A 17,291-nucleotide genomic window follows, 5' to 3' on the forward strand; every position below is an offset into this window, starting at 1 on the left:
ACCCACGGCACCCGAGCGGGTTTTACCCGGCGAGATACGCGGTGCCAGCTTGGGGCCACCCACCATGCGCCCTACAGCATAGGCCGTGCTGTCACTGGCCACCACAACCGCCACTACGAACACAACAGGCCAAACCCCGCCCTGCCGCAACCACAGCAGAGCCGTACCCGCCAGCACGATCACGCACATAAGAGCCCAAAGCGGGCCGCCAAAAACAAATGACAGCAGACAGAACAGAACAAACGATGCCCAGTGCCCGCTCGCGGCAGAAAACCCTGCACACACAGCCCAGGCCACATAAAGCCCGCCGCGCCAGTGCCGCACCGGCAGGCCGAACAGTCCTGCCGCCTCAACCGCCATACCTGCCATGCCGGCAATAATCAGCAGGCTATAAAGCCATCCGCCAAAGCCAATGCAGAGAGACGCCACAGCAACCAGCACAATTCCTGAAATCAGGCGGGGCCGTAGATCACGCCAAGCAGACTGGCCAGCCTGTGCGGTATTGCCCCCCGTCATACGGAGGCCACCGGGCGGCTACCAAAGCGGCGTTCGCGCCGCGCGTAAACATCTAGCACTGTAGAAAAATGCCCTTCAGTAAAGTCGGGCCAGTACACATCCAGAAACACCAGTTCGGCATACGCACTCTGCCACAGCAGAAAATTGGAGAGCCTGTATTCCCCGCTGGTGCGCACCACCACATCGGGGTCGGGCACACCATGCGTCCACAGATGGTTAGCCACCATGGCATCGGTAATATCATCAGGTGCCAGCGCACCGGCTTTTACCGCCCGCGCCAGCGCTCGGGCGGACTGCACAATATCGCACCGCCCGCCATAGGAGAGCGCCAGCAACAGCACCATGCCCGTATTATCACGGGTCATGGCTTCAGCACGGTCAAGCTCATGCCGCAGGCTGGACTCAAAACGATCGAGTTCACCAATAAAGCGCAGCCGCACGCCTTTTGCGTGCAGTTCGCGCACCTTGTGGCGCAGATAATAACGCAGCAGGCTGGTCAGGTCGGAAACTTCCTGCGGCCCACGCGACCAGTTTTCTGACGAAAAGGCGTAGAGTGTCAGATACGGCACCCCACGCTGCATGGCTGCACGCACGCACCGTGCCACAGCCTCTGCCCCGGCCTTGTGCCCTGCAAGATGTGGCAGCCCACGTTCGCGTGCCCAACGCCCGTTTCCATCCATGATGATGGCGACATGCGTTGGAACAGACATGTTCTTTTCAGCCACACCAGACGACATAGCAAGAAGGGCCCCAAAAAACCGGTTTTATCGACGGAACAGCCCGCCAGATCAGACCTGTTTGATTTCCTTGTCTTTTTCACTCACCATGTCATCAATTTTTTTAACATACTGATCAGTAAGTTTCTGAATGGCGTCCGACCAGGTCTTGATATCGTCCTGGCTGATTTCACCTTTTTTCTCAAAACCCTTGGACTTATCCATGCCATCGCGCCGCACGCCGCGCACGGCTACCTTGGCCCCTTCCGCATAGCGGGCGGCTGCCTTGGCCAGTTCATTGCGGCGTTCTTCGGTCAACTGCGGAATGGGCACGCGGATGGTCTGCCCTTCGCCAGCCGGGTTCAGCCCTAGACCCGCATCACGGATGGCGCGTTCAACCGCACCGGCAAGCACCCTGTCCCATACCTGCACGGTAATCATGCGCGCTTCGGGCACAGCAATCGAAGCCACCTGTGTCAGCGGCACTTCGCCACCATAAGCCTCGACCCGCACGGGCTCGAGAAGTGCCGGGCTGGCTCGCCCTGAACGCAGGCCGGAAAAATCACGCCGCAGGCTTTCAAGTGCGCCATCCATACGGCGCGTCAGATCATCCATCAGGGCATTCAAGTCAGACACGGCGGTTTCTCTCCCGTTACCTTGCACAGTGTGGCGCTGCCCGCGCCACGGTCATATCCTGTTCATCGCACCGCATAACGCGGTGATCATTCATGCTGTCTCGACAATCCGGGTAAAGGGCCCTTCACCACGCATGACGCGGGCAAACGAGCCTTCCTCTCCGATATTGAAAACAATAATCGGCAGATTGTTTTCCCGCGCGAGGCTGATGGCGGCCGCATCCATGACGTTGAGCTGGTTGGCCAGCACGTTCAGGTAGGTCAGTTCATCATAGCGCACGGCGGACGGATCACGCTTGGGGTCGGCGGAATAGACGCCATCAACCTGCGTACCCTTGAGCAGGACATTGCATTCCATTTCCGCCGCACGCAGGGCCGCAGCCGTATCCGTGGTAAAGAACGGATTACCCGTGCCCGCGGCAAAAATAACCACGCGCCCTTTTTCCATATGACGCACCGCCCGGCGGCGGATATAGGGCTCAGCCACAGAGGACATCTGAATGGCCGACATCACACGGGTGGGAATCTGTTCACGCTCAAGCGCGTTCTGGAGCAGCAGCGCGTTAATGACCGTGGCCAGCATGCCAGCATAGTCACCCTGCGCGCGATCCATACCCTTGGCCGCAGCCGCAACGCCGCGGAAAATATTGCCACCGCCCACCACAAGGCAGACCTCGGTTCCACCGCGCACAACATGGGCGATGTCCTGGGCAATGCGCTCAACGGTTTTCTGATCCACACCGAAGGCGCCACCGCCCATCAGCGCTTCACCTGAAACCTTGAGCAGTACACGTTTGCGGTTCGGCGTTTCGCCAGCACAAGCAGTCATTGGCCCTCAACAAGCAAGCAGTCCGCAACAGACCCCGAACGCACCCGTGCGGGCCACGTATCAGGGTTGCCCTCTCTTATCCCTCATGGCGCATGGCCACAAGCGTTCAGGCCACACTGGTGGCTTTTACGGCACGTCATCCAGCCCGATAGCCCTCAGGCGGGCACGCTCCTCATCCCAGCCTGAGCGTTCCTTGACGTTCAGGAACAGATGGCAGGGGCGTTCCAGCAGAGACCCGAGCTGCTTGCGCGCGCGCTCACCAATCTGGCGGATTCTCTGCCCGCCATCCCCGATCAGGATCGCCTTGTGGCCCGCACGCGCCACGTAAATCGTGACATCGATCCGCACCGACCCGTCAGGGCGCTCCGTATAGCTTTCGGTTTCCGCCGTTGCGCCATAGGGCACTTCCTCATGCGTCTGCATGAAAATCTGCTCGCGCACCAGCTCTGCCGCCAGCAGGCGGTCGGGCAGGTCTGTCAGGTCGTCCTCAGGATAGAGATACGGCCCCGGCGGCAGAGTACCTGCCAACTGGTCCAGAAGATCATCCACCCCGTTGCCCGTGCGAGCACTGACCATGAACACATGCTCAACCGGCAGCCGTTCCGTAATGGCCGCTGTCAGGGGCAGCAGCGCACCGGGAGAGACAAGATCGGTCTTGTTCAGCACCAACCAGACACGGCGCTTGGTCGTGGCCAGCCGATCGACAATCTCGCTCACCGCTTCGTTCAGGCCCGAGCGCGCATCCACCAGCAGCAACGTGATGTCCGCATCCTCGGCACCCGTCCAAGCAGCGGCCACCATGGCCCGGTCAAGCTTGCGGCGCGGACGGAAAATACCGGGCGTATCCACCAGCAGGATCTGCGTTGTGCCACGCATGAGAATGCCCAGCACCCGAAAGCGCGTTGTCTGCGCCTTGGGAGAAACAATGGACAGCTTGGCGCCCGCCATACGGTTCAGCAAAGTGGATTTACCCGCATTGGGGGCTCCCACCAGTGCCGCAAAGCCGCAGCGTGTCGTATCCGCCATATTCCGAGCCTCAGCCATTTGGCTTGCCTTCCAGTTTTGCCAGCAGGGCAGCGGCCGCAAAACTTTCCGCCGCGCGCTTATTGCCTGCCCGCCCTTCTCCCGCCAGACCGCTTGCCGTCACCCTGACAACAAACAGCGGCGCATGGGACGGTCCATCCGCCCCGATCGTTTCATAAACAGGCAGTGCTTGCCCACGCCCCAGAACCCATTCCTGCAAGGCCGTCTTGGGGTCCTTGGGGGGGCGCGCCTGCGCATCCAGCTCGGGCTTCCAGCACTGGCGCACAATCTGGCGCGCAGGATCGAGCCCACCATCAAGAAACACCGCGCCAAGCACAGCCTCCACCGCATCGGCCAGCACGTTGGCGGCGGTGCGCACGCCAGCCTTGGCCTCATGCGCTGCCACAGTCAGGGCTGCGGACATATCGATCCGCTCGGCAATATCCGCCAGTGTCTTGCGCGAAACCAGATGAGCCAGCCGCGAGCCCAAAGCCCCTTCCTGCTCCCCCGGATAACGCTCCAGCAGCCATTCGGCCATCAGCAGCCCCAGAACACGATCGCCAATGAACTCAAGCCGTTCGTTGGAGCCCGCGCCCTTGGCCTGTGCGCGCCTGCGACCGTTCGTTTTCTGGTTAACAGCCGAGCGATGCGTCAGCGCCTCGTTCAGCAGGGACTCATTGACAAATGTATAACCCAGCCGCGCCTGCAAAACACGCGCGCCACCCTGTGGTTCAGCCATGGTCACTGGATACCCTGCATCAGCCGGCCCCAACGGATTTCCTGCGGCCAGTGCCAGACCTGCCACAGCGGATAATCAGCCGAAACAGAGAAGAAAACGCGCTGCGCCCGGCCCACAAGGTTTTCCATCGGCACAAAACCGAGATCCTTCGGCCCGTCCCCCATGAAGCGGCTATCCGCACTGTCATCTCGGTTATCGCCCATGGCAAAGAAATAGCCCGGCGGCACCACGTAATCAGGCGTGTTGTTTTGCGGCCCTTCGTCAGTCAGCTTGAGAATTTCATGGCTGACCGGGCCATCCCCGCGAATGCTGGAAGGCAGTTTTTCCGTGCAGGCCTCGCCCGCCATGCTCGTATCGGTTTCATCATGGGCGATATAGGGGTGCGGGTTATCGCACGGCACAGCGGTATCGTTCAGGTAAAGCTGACCATCGGTCACGCGGATATGGTCGCCCGGCAGACCGATTACCCGTTTGACGTAGTCAACCGAGGTATCCTTGGTAAAGCGGAACACCACCACATCGCCCCGGTGCGGCGTGCCCGCCCAGATACGCCCGTTAAACAGGTCTGGCGAGAACGGCAGGGAAAAACGGGAATACCCGTACGTATATTTGGAAACCCAGATATAGTCCCCCACCTGCAGGGTCGGGATCATGGAACCTGAGGGAATCACGAATGATTCAAACAACAGGGTTCTGACAACAAGCACGACCACAACAACCGTGAAAAACGTGCGCACATATTCGAACAGGCTCTGCCACATGCCGACCGGCTGTTCAGACCGGGCCGAAGAGTGATCCTGTGTATTCATCCTGCTTCCGCCCTGCCCGCTTTTTGTCTTTGTTGCCGTAAAAAGAAATTCTGGCGGATCAAGCCGCGCGCACCCGGTTGTGTCAACCCGCCACAGCCGAGATAAAAACCTGCGCAAAGGCGTAGGGCACCTCATCCGTCAGGCTGAGCGCCAGCCGGGCCGTATTGCCCGGCGGCGTAATCTGCTCCAGCCGCAGGGCCGCTGCACCGGACAGGCAGAGCACCGGCTGCCCCCCCGGCAGGTTTTCCACCCCGATCTGCGCATGCGTGACACCTTGGGCAAAGCCCGTACCCAGCGCCTTGGCGCAGGCCTCCTTGGCCGCCCAGCGTTTTGCATATGTGCCAATTCTGGCCTGCCCGTAACGCTTTTCAGCCCATGCACGTTCCTGAACCGTAAAAACACGCTCCAGAAAACGCTGACCAAAACGGGCAATCATCCGTTCTATGCGCCGCATGTCACACAGATCGACGCCCACAGCAATCAGGCTCATGAACGCGCCCTGTCCACCTGCGTAATGCCCGAGACCGCACGCAGCGCCGCGATAACGGAAGACAGATGCCGCAGATCGCGGACTTCCACATCCATCAGGATTTCCATGAAGTCCAGTTGCCGGTTAACGATCTTGAGGTTGACCGTAGCGGCATCCCCACGGGAAATGGCGTTAGTGATGGCCGCCAGCACCGAAGGCTCGTTTTCCGCCACAATGCTGACACGCCCGACGCGCATCGGCCCGGCATTGCCGGTGCGGGCCATGGCATCGTAATCCCAGTCCACATCGAGAAAGCGCTCAGGGGTCGCGGCAAAATTTTCCAGCGTCTGGCAGGAGCGGGTGTGAATGGTCACCCCCTTACCCGTGGCCACAACCCCTACGATCCGATCACCCGGCAAAGGGTGGCAGCAGGCGGCATAATGCACCGCAACCCCGGCCCCCAGCCCCACGAGCGGAATAGCCCCGCCGGTGGGTTTGCGCGCAAATGCCCCCGAGGCCATACCCGGACGCGGCCCGGCCGTGCCCAGCACCCCCGGCAACCCGGCGAGCATGCGCGGCACACGCTGCACGCGCCGCAGTTCGGGATAGGCCGCATGCACCACATCACGCGCACCCAAGGCACCAGTGCCCACGGCCACATACAGGTCAGGCAAGGAAGTCTGCTTAAGGGCCTTGAGCGTGGTTTCGATAATTTTTTCGGAACCATCCACGCCTTCCTGACGGAAAGCCTTGGCCAGCGCAGCCCGCCCGCCATCCAGCGATACCTGACGCTGCTGCTGGGTAACATAACGGCGGATACGCGCACGCGCCTTGCCCGTTACAACAAACCGCTCCCACGAGGGAGACGGCGCGCCACCACGGGCGGTCATGATTTCTACCTGATCGCCATTTTCCAGCTCGTGGCGCAGGGGCATCAACCGCCCGTTGATGCGCGCTCCCACGCAGGTATCGCCAATCTGGCTATGCACAGCATAGGCGAAATCGACCGGAGTAGCCCCGCGCGGCAGGGAGATAAGCTGCCCTTTGGGGGTAAAGCAGAAAACCTGATCCTGATAGAGTTCGAGCTTGGTGTTTTCCAAAAACTCGTCGGGTGCCGAAGACGCCTCGAGAATTTCGAGCAGATCCTGCACCCAGCGCGGCCGCCGCAGCCCACCGTAGCCACCTTCCTGAACGCCGGTACCTTCTTTATAGGCCCAGTGCGCCGCCACACCGTTTTCAGCCACGTCATGCATGGCCTGCGTGCGAATCTGCACTTCAATCTTCTGGTTACGGGGCGAGCGGAGTGTCACCCCCGTATGCAGGCTCTGGTATCCGTTGGCCTTGGGGGTGGAGATGTAGTCCTTGAACCGCCCGACAATCATCGGATACGCGGCGTGCACAGCACCCAGCGCCACGTAACAATCCTCACGCGTGCCCACCACCACACGAAACGCCATGATGTCCGAAAGCTGTTCAAAAGCCACGTTCCGGCGCTGCATCTTCTCCCAGATCGAATAGGGAGATTTCTCGCGACCTGAAACCTGCACCTCTTTCAGACCGGCCTCATGACACAGGCGCAGCAACTCGCGCCTGACATCCTCGATCACATCCGCACCCTGCCCCCGCAGGTAGTTCAGGCGGGTGCGAATCGTGTCGTCCGCTTCAGGCTCAAGCTGGGCGAAGGAGAGATTCTGCAACTCCGTCTTGAGCCGGTCCATACCGATACGCTCAGCCAGAGGGGCATAAATATCGAGAGTTTCGCGCGCGATACGCTGCCTGCGGTCCTGACGCTCCACAAAATGCAGCGTGCGCATATTGTGGAGTCTGTCCGCGAGCTTGACCAGCAGCACGCGGATATCTTTGGACATGGCCAGCACCAGCTTGCGGAAATTTTCCGCCTGCTTGGTACGGTCGGACTGCAACTCAAGCCGGGTCAACTTGGTTACGCCATCCACCAGATCAGCCACCGTCTGCCCGAATTCGAGCTTGAGCGTCTCGTGGCTGACGCTGGTGTCTTCTATGGTATCATGCAAAAGCGCGGTGCAGACGGACTGAACATCCAGTCCAAACCGGGCCATGATCATGGCCACCGCGAAGGGGTGGGTTATGTAGGGGTCGCCATTATCGCGCTTCTGCCCATCATGAGCAGCGCAGGCGACCTCAAACGCACGGCGGACCATATCCACATCCGCATGCGGCGCGTAGCTGAGCACGCGGCTGACCAGTTTTTCACAGTTCAGGCCTGCGTGGGCGGTGGTGGTGTCGTCGTCCATTCCGGATGTCACGGCGGGCACCTGCGTGCCGCCGCTCTCTTCCGTCAACGGGCCTGTGCCCGGAACCTCAGCTCCCGCGCGGCTCACCAAAGCGCTTACCGGCGGGCGCGGCCGGTCAGGGCTGCCTCAATGGCACGGGCGTCATCAGCAGTTTCTTCCTCAACCGAGACTTCCTGCAGACCAAAGATGTTCTGCTCGGTCGGGACGAGATCCTGCACTTCTTCTTCCACGGGCTCGGGCTCGGGTTCGCGCGCCTGAGAGCGGATAAGATCGCTGCGCAGCCCGGTCAGCGAGACGGTTTCCACCGCGATCTCACGCAGGGCGACAACAGGATTTTTGTCGTTATCGCGATCGATGGTCAGTTCTTCCCCCCGTGCGATGTTGCGCGCGCGTTGCGCCGCGTACACCACAAGTTCAAAACGGTTGGAAACCTTTTCTACGCAGTCTTCGACGGTGACGCGGGCCATTACGAAGAGCCTCCAGACAATTCAGCTTACGGATTCAGCAAAGAGATACAAACATCGACAATACTGCATCCGCCCCCCGCAGGGAAGGGCTATTCCCCTATCCGGCGGATTTCCTGCCCCTGCACCGCTGCCAGCATGGCCTGCATACCCTGCCCCGAGCGGGGGTGCCGCCAGTCCGGCTGCACGTCATTGAGCGGGAGCAGCACAAAGGCCCGCTCATGCGCGCGCGGGTGCGGCAGCACCAGATGCTCAGTCTGCTGGCAGTGATCATCAAACGCTATCAGGTCCAGATCGAGCGTACGCGCCGCATTGGGCACGGAACGCTCGCGCCCGTTATGCGTTTCTATGGTATGAAGACACTCAAGCAACGCGTCCGGGCTCAGCACCGTCAGGCAGCGGACCACCCCGTTGACATAAGGGGGCTGGCCCGAAGGCGGCATGGGTGCGCTCTCATACCAGTGCGAAACGGCCTCGACCTGCACGCCCGGCGTCTCGCGCAGAGCCTGTACGGCTTCAAGGCAGGTAGCGCGCGCATCCTGCTCCGCACGGGGCAAATTCGCGCCAATAGCAATAAGGGCGGTGGCAGGCCGTACCCTATCTGACAAAACCGACATAAAACTCTCACTCAACAGGAAAATGTTAAGAAATTGGTAACTTATTGGTTGCGCACCGCAACGAATGCAATATTCTCCCGGCCTCGGCCATGTCGATGTTTCAAAAATGCTTGGCAGGCATATTCCTGCCAGAATGCAGCGATATAAAGACCAGTCATTCAGGAATGCTCTTACTCCATTCGGACAATTTCAAGACAGACCGACTGCGGGACATCAGAACAAAAATTTGGAAGGGAATGGCACATGAACCTGAAAAAAGATGAAAAAACCTGTCTATTCATAGATGGATCCAGTTTGTATTCGACGTCCCGGGGCCTCGGTTTTGATGTCGATTACAAAAAACTGCTCGATTTTTTCACGTCGAAATCTCATGTGATTCGCGCCTACTATTACGCGGCCATACTGGACACTGAAGACTATTCACCCCTCAAGCCCCTTACGGACTGGCTCTCCTATAACGGCTATTTTCTGGTGACCAAGCCCGCGCGCGAATTTACGGATTCGACCGGCAAGCGGCGGGTCAAGGGCAACATGGATATCGAAATTGCGGTGGATATGCTCGAAATGGCACCGCATATCGACCACGCCATCCTGTTCAGTGGCGATTCTGATTTCCGCCGCGTGGTGGAAGCCGTGCAGCGGCAGGGCACTCGGGTTTCCGTGGTATCCTCCATGAAATCCTCCCCCCCGCTGATTGGGGATGACCTGCGCCGTCAGGCTGACCAGTTCCTTGATCTGGCAACTCTGGGGGCGAACTTTACCCGCCGGCAGATGGAACCCGCCCGCGTGCGGCAGAACCAAGCGCCCGTGCGCCATCCGGCAGACCAGATGAGCGAACCCGAAGACGATCCGCTAAGCTGAAATTTAACAGCTTCTGCCGCACCGAACGCGCGGTGCGGCATGGACACGGCAGAGCGCATGCCCCACAAATCACAGATGCGCGGGAACTTCTGCGTGATCTGAAGCGTTCCTGTGGGGAGCGCGTCCGTCGTTCAGACTGGCTGAGGGGGTAGTCGTACCATTCAGTCATAACCAGACGTTTTTCGGAGTACGATACATGCCAACATGTTCCGAGGCCAGAAGCAGCCTGCTCTCCCTGCTGCGTGGCGCAGAACATTTCAACACCGAGGTCTTTCCGGCCAAGGAAGCCCTGTTTGCCAGTCTGGCAAAGGGGCAGTCGCCCGGCGCACTGTTCATTGCCTGCGCCGACAGCCGGATCGACCCCAACCTGATTACCCAGACTGAACCGGGCAGCCTGTTCATTCTGCGTAACATCGGCAATCTCGTGCCCGCTTACGGCGAAATGCTGGGAGGCGTGTCCTCCGCTATCGAATATGCCGTGATGGCGCTTGGGGTTTCCACCATCATCGTCTGCGGCCATTCAGACTGCGGCGCCATGAAAGCCCTGCTCGACCCGGAAAAAAGCGGCCTGGACACCATGCCTACCGTTAAAAGCTGGCTCCGCAATGCGGAAGCAGCACGGGCCGCCACGCTGAACACGTTCCGCTCCGATGATGTCGGCCCCGCCACGGTGCGCTGCATTGCCGAGCAGAATGTGCTGCTCCAGCTCGCCCACCTGCGCACGCATCCCGCAGTTGCGGCAGGGCTTGCCGGGCGCACGCTGTTCCTGCAAGGCTGGTTCTATGACATCGGCAGTGGCGAAATCACGATCCTGGACGAGCAGAGCCGCAAAAGCGTTTCGATTGATGAAGTCATCAAGCAGCTTGAAACCGAGCCCGCCTGAGCAACCTTACCGCGCGGGGCCACTGGCCCCGCGTTTTTTCCCGCTCAAAGCAGCGGTTCTAACGCTACTGGCCTTTTACCACTCTGCTGAAGCCGCCTCCCCCACCAGCCGTTCCATCAAACTCAGTACATGGAACCTTGAATGGCTGCTGGATGAAAACACCCCCGCAAGCCGCTCAGCCCCCCTCGACATCCCTGCCCGCATACCAGCCGATTACACCCTTCTGGCTGCTTTTGCCGCACGTCTGAACCCGGACATTGCCGCCGTGCAGGAAGCCGATGATCCAAACAGCCTCGCGCTTGTTTTTCCCCATACAAATTATGCTGTTTTCACAACGGACGATACGGTTCTTCAACGCACCGGTCTGGCCATACGCGCAGGCCTGAGTGTCACACGCCACCCCGATGTGCAGGCGCTCGACATCACCCCACCTTCAGCACCGCACCACCTGCGCAGCGGGCTGGATATGACCGTGCATTTTGCCCATGCGGATTTACGTGTGCTGGTCGTGCATCTGAAAACCGGCTGCTGGGATGACCCACCTTCACAAACCCACCATACCTGCCCCCTGCTTGTTAGGCAGTTTAAAGTATTATCAGAGTGGATCGGCGAAAGAGCGCAAGCAGGTGAGGCCTTCGCCATCATGGGGGATTTCAATCGCAGGCTAAACCTACAGGATCCGCTTTTTCTGAGTTTGCAGGAAAAAGCCAGACTGGACCTAACAACATCAGGATATGCCAGCCCCTGCCTGGGTGGCAGCTATTTTATTGATCACATTATTTTGGGCGGTTCAGCCATAGGCTGGAAAGAGCCTGACTCCCTGCGGGTGATGCCCATACCGCAGGGACATGGCCATCAACAGAGCGACCACTGTCCAGTTTCCATCACCCTGCACCTTCCCGCCTGATATAGGTGATACAAAAAAAGGTGGCCCGCTCACCCCTTTTCAGGACTGGCAGGCCACCTTTTGGTATCTGACACCGTCAGGCGAATAACGCGCGATCAGGCCCGCGGGGCAGAGCCACCACCGGAACGACGCGGGCCACCACGGCCACCGCCGCCACCCTGACGCGGGCCACCACGCCCACGGCCACCACCGCCACCAAGAACCGGCGGACGCTGGTTGGAAAACTCGGCTTCTTCAGAATGCCACTGGTGATCACGCATGATCGGAATAGCCTTGCCAATCGTGCGCTCGATATCACGCAGCCATGCCCTCTGCTCGGCATCGCACAGCGAAACCGCCCAGCCATCACGCCCGGCACGCGCCGTACGGCCAATACGGTGCACATAGCTCTCAGGCACGTTCGGCAGGTCGTAATTGAAAACATGGCTGACTTCATCAACGTCAATACCACGCGCGGCAATATCGGTCGCCACCAGCACCTTGACTGCGCCGGAACGGAAACCCTTCATGGCCCGCTCACGCGCACCCTGCGACTTGTTGCCATGAATGGCCTCGGCCACAATGCTGTTTTTGTTCAGAAACTCTGCGACCTTGTTGGCCTCATGCTTCATCAGCGTAAACACCACAGCCCGCGCCACCTTGGGCGATTCCACCATGGTCAGCAACGCATCGCGCTTGTTGGATGCCCCGTTAACGAACATGACGGCCTGCTGGATGCGATCCACCGTGCTGGACGGCGGTGCGACTTCAACCCGCGCAGGGTCGTTCAGCAGGGATGCAGCCAGATCTTCGATGCTGCGCGGCATGGTGGCCGAGAACAGCACGGTCTGCCGCTTTTCCGGCACGAAGGTCATGATACGGCGGATGTCGCGCACAAAACCCATGTCCAGCATGCGGTCGGCTTCATCCAGCACCAGAACTTCAAGCCCGGACAGGTCGATATAGCCCTGACCGATCAGGTCGAGCAGACGGCCCGGCGCGGCCACCAGCACATCCACACCACGGCGCATAGCTTCAACCTGACGGCCCTGACCAACGCCACCAAACACCACAGCCTGCGTAAAACGCATGTATTTGGCATAGGCCTTGAAGCTGTCGCTAATCTGAGCAACCAGTTCGCGCGTGGGGGCCAGCACCAGAACGCGAGCCTGACGCGGCGCCGTCGGGCGGGGTGACTTGGCCAGATGTTCGAGAATAGGCAGCGCAAAGGCCGCTGTCTTACCTGTGCCAGTCTGCGCCAGACCCAGCAGATCACGCCCTTCCAGCAGGTGCGGAATGGAGCCCGCCTGAATAGGGGTGGGTGTATCGTAACCTTGATCCGCAAGTGCCTGCAGCAACGGTGCAGCAAGTTTCAGATCAGAAAAACTAGTCATCAGGACGAACCTCTTCGTGCAGCCTGAAAACGAGACACAGCCACCTTTTTCAGCTAAGCACCTATGGATAGTCACAACATCATGGCACTGGCGTACCCCACGGGTAACGGGCCATTTATCCCACCCGCATGAACTCACAGGCCAAGGATTGCGGCTTTATGGAACTGTGTCTTTCCTCCGCCGTTCGTATATAGGGGCAGGACACCACTCAGGACAAGCCTACAGGACTATAATGGTCCTTAAACTTTTTTAGCGGTTTCCCGAGCACAGTGCGGCAACGCATAGCCAACCGCTTTCCAGCGGAAGGAATAATCCATATTCCTCCTTATTATGGAACAATCTTTCACAAAAAACCGGATATTTTGAACGAACGCATCAGATCCGACTGACCCCGCAAACCTAACAAAAATTTTAGGTGTCGCGCTTCCGTTAGTCGTCCTGTCGCCTCAGCAAAAACAGAGCCTGCTCACCAAACAGGTTCGCCAGACGGATGGAACGCCGCCAGGGCGCGCGCTCCCCTTCCTCATCCACAGCCATCCACTGTTCCACGCTGTATCCTTCCTCAGCACACAGGGCCAGAAAGTCGCGGATGGTGCAGGGGTGGATATTGGGCGTGTCATACCACGCCGTGTGCCAAACCGCCGTCATGGGCATCCGCCCACTCAGCAACAGCTTGAGCCGAAGCTGCCAGTGTCCAAAATTAGGAAAGGACACAATGGCATAGCGCCCGATCCGCAGCATCTGCCGCAACACTTCCCTCGGGCGGGCGACGGCCTGCAATGTGCGTTGCAGCACCACATAGTCGAAAGCGTGATCGGGATAATGCGCCAGATCATGGTCTGCATCGCCATGTATCACGGGCAGGCCATGCGCCACCGACCGCGTAACCAGCTTCATGTTCAGTTCTATACCGCGCGCATCGCACCCGCGCTGGCGGAACAGATGGTCGATCAGTTGCCCATCGCCACTACCAATATCCAGCACCCGCGTATTGGGCGCGATCATGTCGGCTATCAGGCGTTGATCAAGCCGCATCAGACCAGCCCCACATGTTCGGCCACACCACAGAGGAACCCCCGTACCGTCCGGTCAAAATCGGGTTCATCCAGCAAAAAGGCATCATGCCCCTTGTCTGTCTCGATTTCGACAAAAGAGACATTGGCCGCGGCCTGATTGAGAGCCCTTACCAGCGCCCGCGCAGCCGATGTCGGAAACAGCCAGTCCGACGAAAACGAAACCACGCAGAACCGTACAGGTGTCCCTGCGAAAGCCGCCGTCAGTTCACCGTCATGGTCTGCGGCGATATCGAACCAGTCCATGGCGCGGGTAATCGTCAGGTAGGAATTGGCATCGAAACGGCGCACAAAGCTCGACCCCTGATAACGCAGATAGGATTCCACCTCGAAAATATCGCTAAACAGCGACACCGGTCCTTCCGGCCCCGGACCGCTCACCGGACCACGCCGGGTTCTACGGCCGAATTTGCGCGTCAGGGCTTCTTCCGAAAGATAGGTGATATGCGCCATCATCCGCGCGACAGCCAGACCGCGCGCGGGCACCACATCGGCTTGCCAGTAACGCCCAGCCCGCCAGTCGGGATCAGCGATGATTGCCTGACGCCCGACCTCGTTAAACGCGATATTCTGGGCCGAGTGATAGGGAGCCGTAGCAATGGGCATGGCCGCCAGCATCATATGCGGGTAGGTGACGGTCCATTCCAGCACCTGCATGCCCCCCATGGAACCGCCCACAACAGCAAACAGCCGCTCCACCCCCAGAGCTTTTACCAGCTTGTACTGGGCGCGCACCATGTCGCGGATAGTAATGGGAGGAAAATCTGTGCCCCATGGCTCATCATCGCCCTGCGCATTGCGCCGCAAGGAGCGTGGCCCGGTACTGCCCATGCAGCCGCCCAGCACGTTGGAACAGATGACAAAAAAACGGTTGGTATCAATCGGCTTGCCCGGCCCTACCATCCGCTCCCACCAGCCGGGCTTACCTGTCAGCGGGTGGGTTTCCGCCACATACTGATCGCCTGTAAAGGCGTGGCAGATGAGTATGGCGTTATCACCGCGCTCGGAAAGCGTGCCGCTGGTACAATAGGCAAGATCGATCGGTGCAAGGGTTACACCGCAGTCAAGCTCCAGACCTTCCTGGAAGTGGATATGGCGGTGATGACCAATTTCAAGGGGTGTTGTACTGCTCATCGGGGAATGCTCGTTCTCCAGCCTGACTGTCGGGCCTGTGGGGAAGAACACCATACTTCCCGTTTCCATAAACACCCGACAGACAGGGCAGGTTCAATGTTCCATTTTGAGCGCTGCAAGAAAAGCGCTCTGCGGAATTTCAACCTTGCCGAACTGGCGCATTCGCTTTTTGCCTTCCTTCTGCTTTTCCAGAAGCTTGCGCTTGCGCGAAATATCACCACCATAACATTTGGCGGTCACGTCTTTTGACAGCGCACCAATAGTTTCACGCGCGATAACACGGCTGCCAATGGCCGCCTGAATGGCGATCTTGAACAACTGGCGCGGAATAAGCTCTTTCAGACGCGCGCAGATGGAGCGGCCACGGGTTTCCGCCGCAGAGCGATGCGCAATGAAGGAAAGAGCGTCTACCGGCTCCTGATTGACCAGAATGGAAATCCGCACGAGGTCGCTCTCCTCGTACCCGTCCATCTGGTAATCGAAACTGGCGTAACCGCGTGTGAGCGATTTCAGACGATCGTAGAAATCGAACACAACCTCGTTGAGCGGCAGGCGGTAAACCGCCATGGCCCGACTGCCCACGTAAGTCAGGTCAACCTGCGTGCCTCGGCGTTCCGTACACAGGGTCAACACCGCACCCAGATACTCATCAGGCACCATGATGGTAGCCTTGATCCAGGGCTCCTCGATCCGCTCGATCAGGGAAGGATCGGGCATATCCGCCGGGTTGTGCAGTTCTTCACGCTCGCCATTCGTGCGCTCGATCTTGTACACCACCGAAGGTGCTGTCGCGATCAGGTCGAGATCGAACTCGCGCGACAGACGTTCCTGAATGATTTCAAGGTGCAGCAGCCCAAGGAAACCACAGCGGAACCCGAAACCAAGAGCTGCCGATGTTTCCGCCTCATAATGGAAGGAGGCATCGTTCAGGCGCAGCTTGGCGAGACTGTCACGCAGCTTTTCAAAATCATCCGCGACAATCGGGTACAGCCCGCACCACACCACGGGAATGGAGGGCTTGAACCCTTCCAGCGCCGTTGCCGCCGGGCGGCGGTCATCGGTAATGGTGTCGCCCACATTACAGTCGGCCACGGTCTTGATGGCGGCGTTGATATACCCCATCTCGCCCGGGCCGAGGCTGTCAACCGAGGTCATGCGCGGAGCAAACACTCCGACCTGATCCACCTGATGCACGGCACCCGTGGACATCATGCGGATTTTCATGCCCTTTTTCAGGCGACCTTCCTTGATCCGCACCAGTACGATAACGCCCAGATAGGGGTCGTACCAGCTATCGACCAGCATAGCCTGCAGGGGCTTTTCCGCATCGCCCTGCGGAGGCGGCAGACGGGTGACGATAGCCTCAAGCACGCCTTCGATATTCAGCCCGGTCTTGGCGGAAATTTCCACCGCGTCATCCGCGGGGATGCCAATCACTTCCTCAATCTGCGCCTTGACGCGCTCAGGCTCTGCCGCTGGCAGATCAACCTTGTTGAGAATGGGCACGATCTCGTGGTTGGCATCTATGGCCTGATACACATTGGCCAGAGTCTGGGCCTCAACCCCCTGCGAGGCATCAACCACCAGCAGCGAGCCTTCGCACGCGGCAAGCGAACGGCTGACTTCGTAGGCGAAGTCAACATGTCCGGGGGTGTCCATCAGGTTCAGGACGTAGGTTTTACCATCCTTTGCCGGGTAAGACAGGCGCACGGTCTGCGCCTTGATGGTAATGCCACGCTCGCGCTCCAGATCCATGTTATCCAGGACCTGGTTGGTCATTTCACGCGCGGTCAGGGCGCCACAGGCCTGAATGAGTCGATCCGCCAGAGTGGATTTTCCATGATCGATATGTGCGATGATGGAAAAATTGCGGATGAGCGAAAGGGGTGTATCGGTCATGCTGCTCCCTTTAAGGGAAATAAAGGAAAAAGTCAGCCGGTTCCTGCACATCCGGCCCAACTTGGCGCATT

The 17,291-nt window shown here is 59.3% G+C and carries 18 protein-coding genes; 3 read left to right on the forward strand and 15 right to left on the reverse strand.

Annotated features, from left to right (window positions below):
* The 11 genes from ABF757_RS08525 to folK all read right to left on the reverse strand — a co-directional run.
* Positions 1 to 516 (reverse strand): phosphatidate cytidylyltransferase (locus ABF757_RS08525; RefSeq protein ID WP_415481795.1); only part of this gene is annotated, 516 nt, incomplete at its 3' end.
* Complete coding sequence (gene uppS, locus ABF757_RS08530; protein WP_415481796.1) at positions 513 to 1,253, reverse strand: polyprenyl diphosphate synthase; 741 nt, start codon at positions 1,251 to 1,253, stop codon at positions 513 to 515. The genes uppS and ABF757_RS08525, both read right to left, overlap by 4 nt.
* Positions 1,254 to 1,304: 51 nt before the next feature.
* Positions 1,305 to 1,847 carry a ribosome recycling factor gene (frr, locus tag ABF757_RS08535; protein ID WP_035370783.1) on the reverse strand — a complete coding sequence of 181 codons (543 nt, stop codon included), beginning with the start codon at positions 1,845 to 1,847 and terminating at the stop codon, positions 1,305 to 1,307.
* Positions 1,848 to 1,958: 111 nt separating this feature from the next.
* On the reverse strand, positions 1,959 to 2,696 hold the full coding sequence (pyrH, locus tag ABF757_RS08540; RefSeq protein WP_025860744.1) for a UMP kinase: 738 nt from the start codon (positions 2,694 to 2,696) through the stop codon (positions 1,959 to 1,961).
* A gap of 126 nt (positions 2,697 to 2,822) precedes the next feature.
* The gene (era, locus tag ABF757_RS08545; RefSeq protein WP_415481822.1) at positions 2,823 to 3,722 is read right to left on the reverse strand and encodes a GTPase Era; all 900 of its coding nucleotides are present in this window, start codon (positions 3,720 to 3,722) and stop codon (positions 2,823 to 2,825) included.
* A 10-nt stretch (positions 3,723 to 3,732) separates the two neighbouring features.
* Positions 3,733 to 4,458 (reverse strand): ribonuclease III, encoded by a 726-nt coding sequence (gene rnc, locus ABF757_RS08550; protein ID WP_415481797.1) that lies wholly within the window; start codon positions 4,456 to 4,458, stop codon positions 3,733 to 3,735.
* A gap of 2 nt (positions 4,459 to 4,460) precedes the next feature.
* Positions 4,461 to 5,267: a signal peptidase I gene (gene lepB / locus ABF757_RS08555; protein WP_415481798.1), complete on the reverse strand. Its 807-nt coding sequence runs from the start codon at positions 5,265 to 5,267 to the stop codon at positions 4,461 to 4,463.
* 82 nt (positions 5,268 to 5,349) lie between these two features.
* On the reverse strand, positions 5,350 to 5,757 hold the full coding sequence (acpS, locus tag ABF757_RS08560; protein WP_415481799.1) for a holo-ACP synthase: 408 nt from the start codon (positions 5,755 to 5,757) through the stop codon (positions 5,350 to 5,352).
* On the reverse strand, positions 5,754 to 8,009 hold the full coding sequence (locus ABF757_RS08565; protein ID WP_415481823.1) for a RelA/SpoT family protein: 2,256 nt from the start codon (positions 8,007 to 8,009) through the stop codon (positions 5,754 to 5,756). The genes acpS and ABF757_RS08565 overlap by 4 nt, the downstream gene beginning before the upstream one ends.
* A 95-nt stretch (positions 8,010 to 8,104) precedes the next feature.
* Entirely contained in the window at positions 8,105 to 8,476 is a 372-nt protein-coding gene (gene rpoZ, locus ABF757_RS08570) for a DNA-directed RNA polymerase subunit omega (RefSeq protein ID WP_025861004.1), read from the reverse strand.
* A gap of 89 nt (positions 8,477 to 8,565) precedes the next feature.
* Positions 8,566 to 9,090, reverse strand: a complete 525-nt coding sequence (folK, locus tag ABF757_RS08575; protein ID WP_415481800.1) for a 2-amino-4-hydroxy-6-hydroxymethyldihydropteridine diphosphokinase — start codon at positions 9,088 to 9,090, stop codon at positions 8,566 to 8,568.
* A 243-nt stretch (positions 9,091 to 9,333) separates the two neighbouring features.
* On the opposite strand from folK, the gene ABF757_RS08580 reads away from it, so the two are divergent.
* From ABF757_RS08580 to ABF757_RS08590, 3 genes are all read left to right on the forward strand, one after another.
* The gene (locus ABF757_RS08580; protein ID WP_025861001.1) at positions 9,334 to 9,951 is read left to right on the forward strand and encodes a LabA-like NYN domain-containing protein; all 618 of its coding nucleotides are present in this window, start codon (positions 9,334 to 9,336) and stop codon (positions 9,949 to 9,951) included.
* Between the two features lie 196 nt (positions 9,952 to 10,147).
* Positions 10,148 to 10,834 carry a carbonic anhydrase gene (locus tag ABF757_RS08585; protein WP_025860999.1) on the forward strand — a complete coding sequence of 229 codons (687 nt, stop codon included), beginning with the start codon at positions 10,148 to 10,150 and terminating at the stop codon, positions 10,832 to 10,834.
* Positions 10,815 to 11,741, forward strand: coding sequence for an endonuclease/exonuclease/phosphatase family protein (locus ABF757_RS08590; protein ID WP_415481801.1), 927 nt, complete (start codon positions 10,815 to 10,817; stop codon positions 11,739 to 11,741). Before ABF757_RS08585 ends, ABF757_RS08590 begins: the two co-directional genes overlap by 20 nt.
* 95 nt (positions 11,742 to 11,836) lie before the next feature.
* Here the strand turns inward: ABF757_RS08590 and ABF757_RS08595 are convergent, their stop codons facing one another.
* From ABF757_RS08595 to lepA, 4 genes are all read right to left on the reverse strand, one after another.
* Positions 11,837 to 13,114, reverse strand: coding sequence for a DEAD/DEAH box helicase (locus ABF757_RS08595; RefSeq protein ID WP_415481802.1), 1,278 nt, complete (start codon positions 13,112 to 13,114; stop codon positions 11,837 to 11,839).
* 429 nt (positions 13,115 to 13,543) lie between these two features.
* Positions 13,544 to 14,149 (reverse strand): methionine biosynthesis protein MetW, encoded by a 606-nt coding sequence (gene metW / locus ABF757_RS08600; protein ID WP_025860996.1) that lies wholly within the window; start codon positions 14,147 to 14,149, stop codon positions 13,544 to 13,546.
* Positions 14,149 to 15,321: a homoserine O-acetyltransferase MetX gene (gene metX, locus ABF757_RS08605; RefSeq protein ID WP_025860994.1), complete on the reverse strand. Its 1,173-nt coding sequence runs from the start codon at positions 15,319 to 15,321 to the stop codon at positions 14,149 to 14,151. The genes metW and metX overlap by 1 nt, the downstream gene beginning before the upstream one ends.
* A gap of 93 nt (positions 15,322 to 15,414) precedes the next feature.
* Positions 15,415 to 17,220 (reverse strand): translation elongation factor 4, encoded by a 1,806-nt coding sequence (gene lepA / locus ABF757_RS08610; RefSeq protein WP_415481803.1) that lies wholly within the window; start codon positions 17,218 to 17,220, stop codon positions 15,415 to 15,417.
* Between the last annotated feature and the right edge of the window lie 71 nt (positions 17,221 to 17,291).

It is taken from the genome of Acetobacter papayae (assembly GCF_047721125.1).
Classification (GTDB): Bacteria; Pseudomonadota; Alphaproteobacteria; order Acetobacterales; family Acetobacteraceae; genus Acetobacter; species Acetobacter papayae.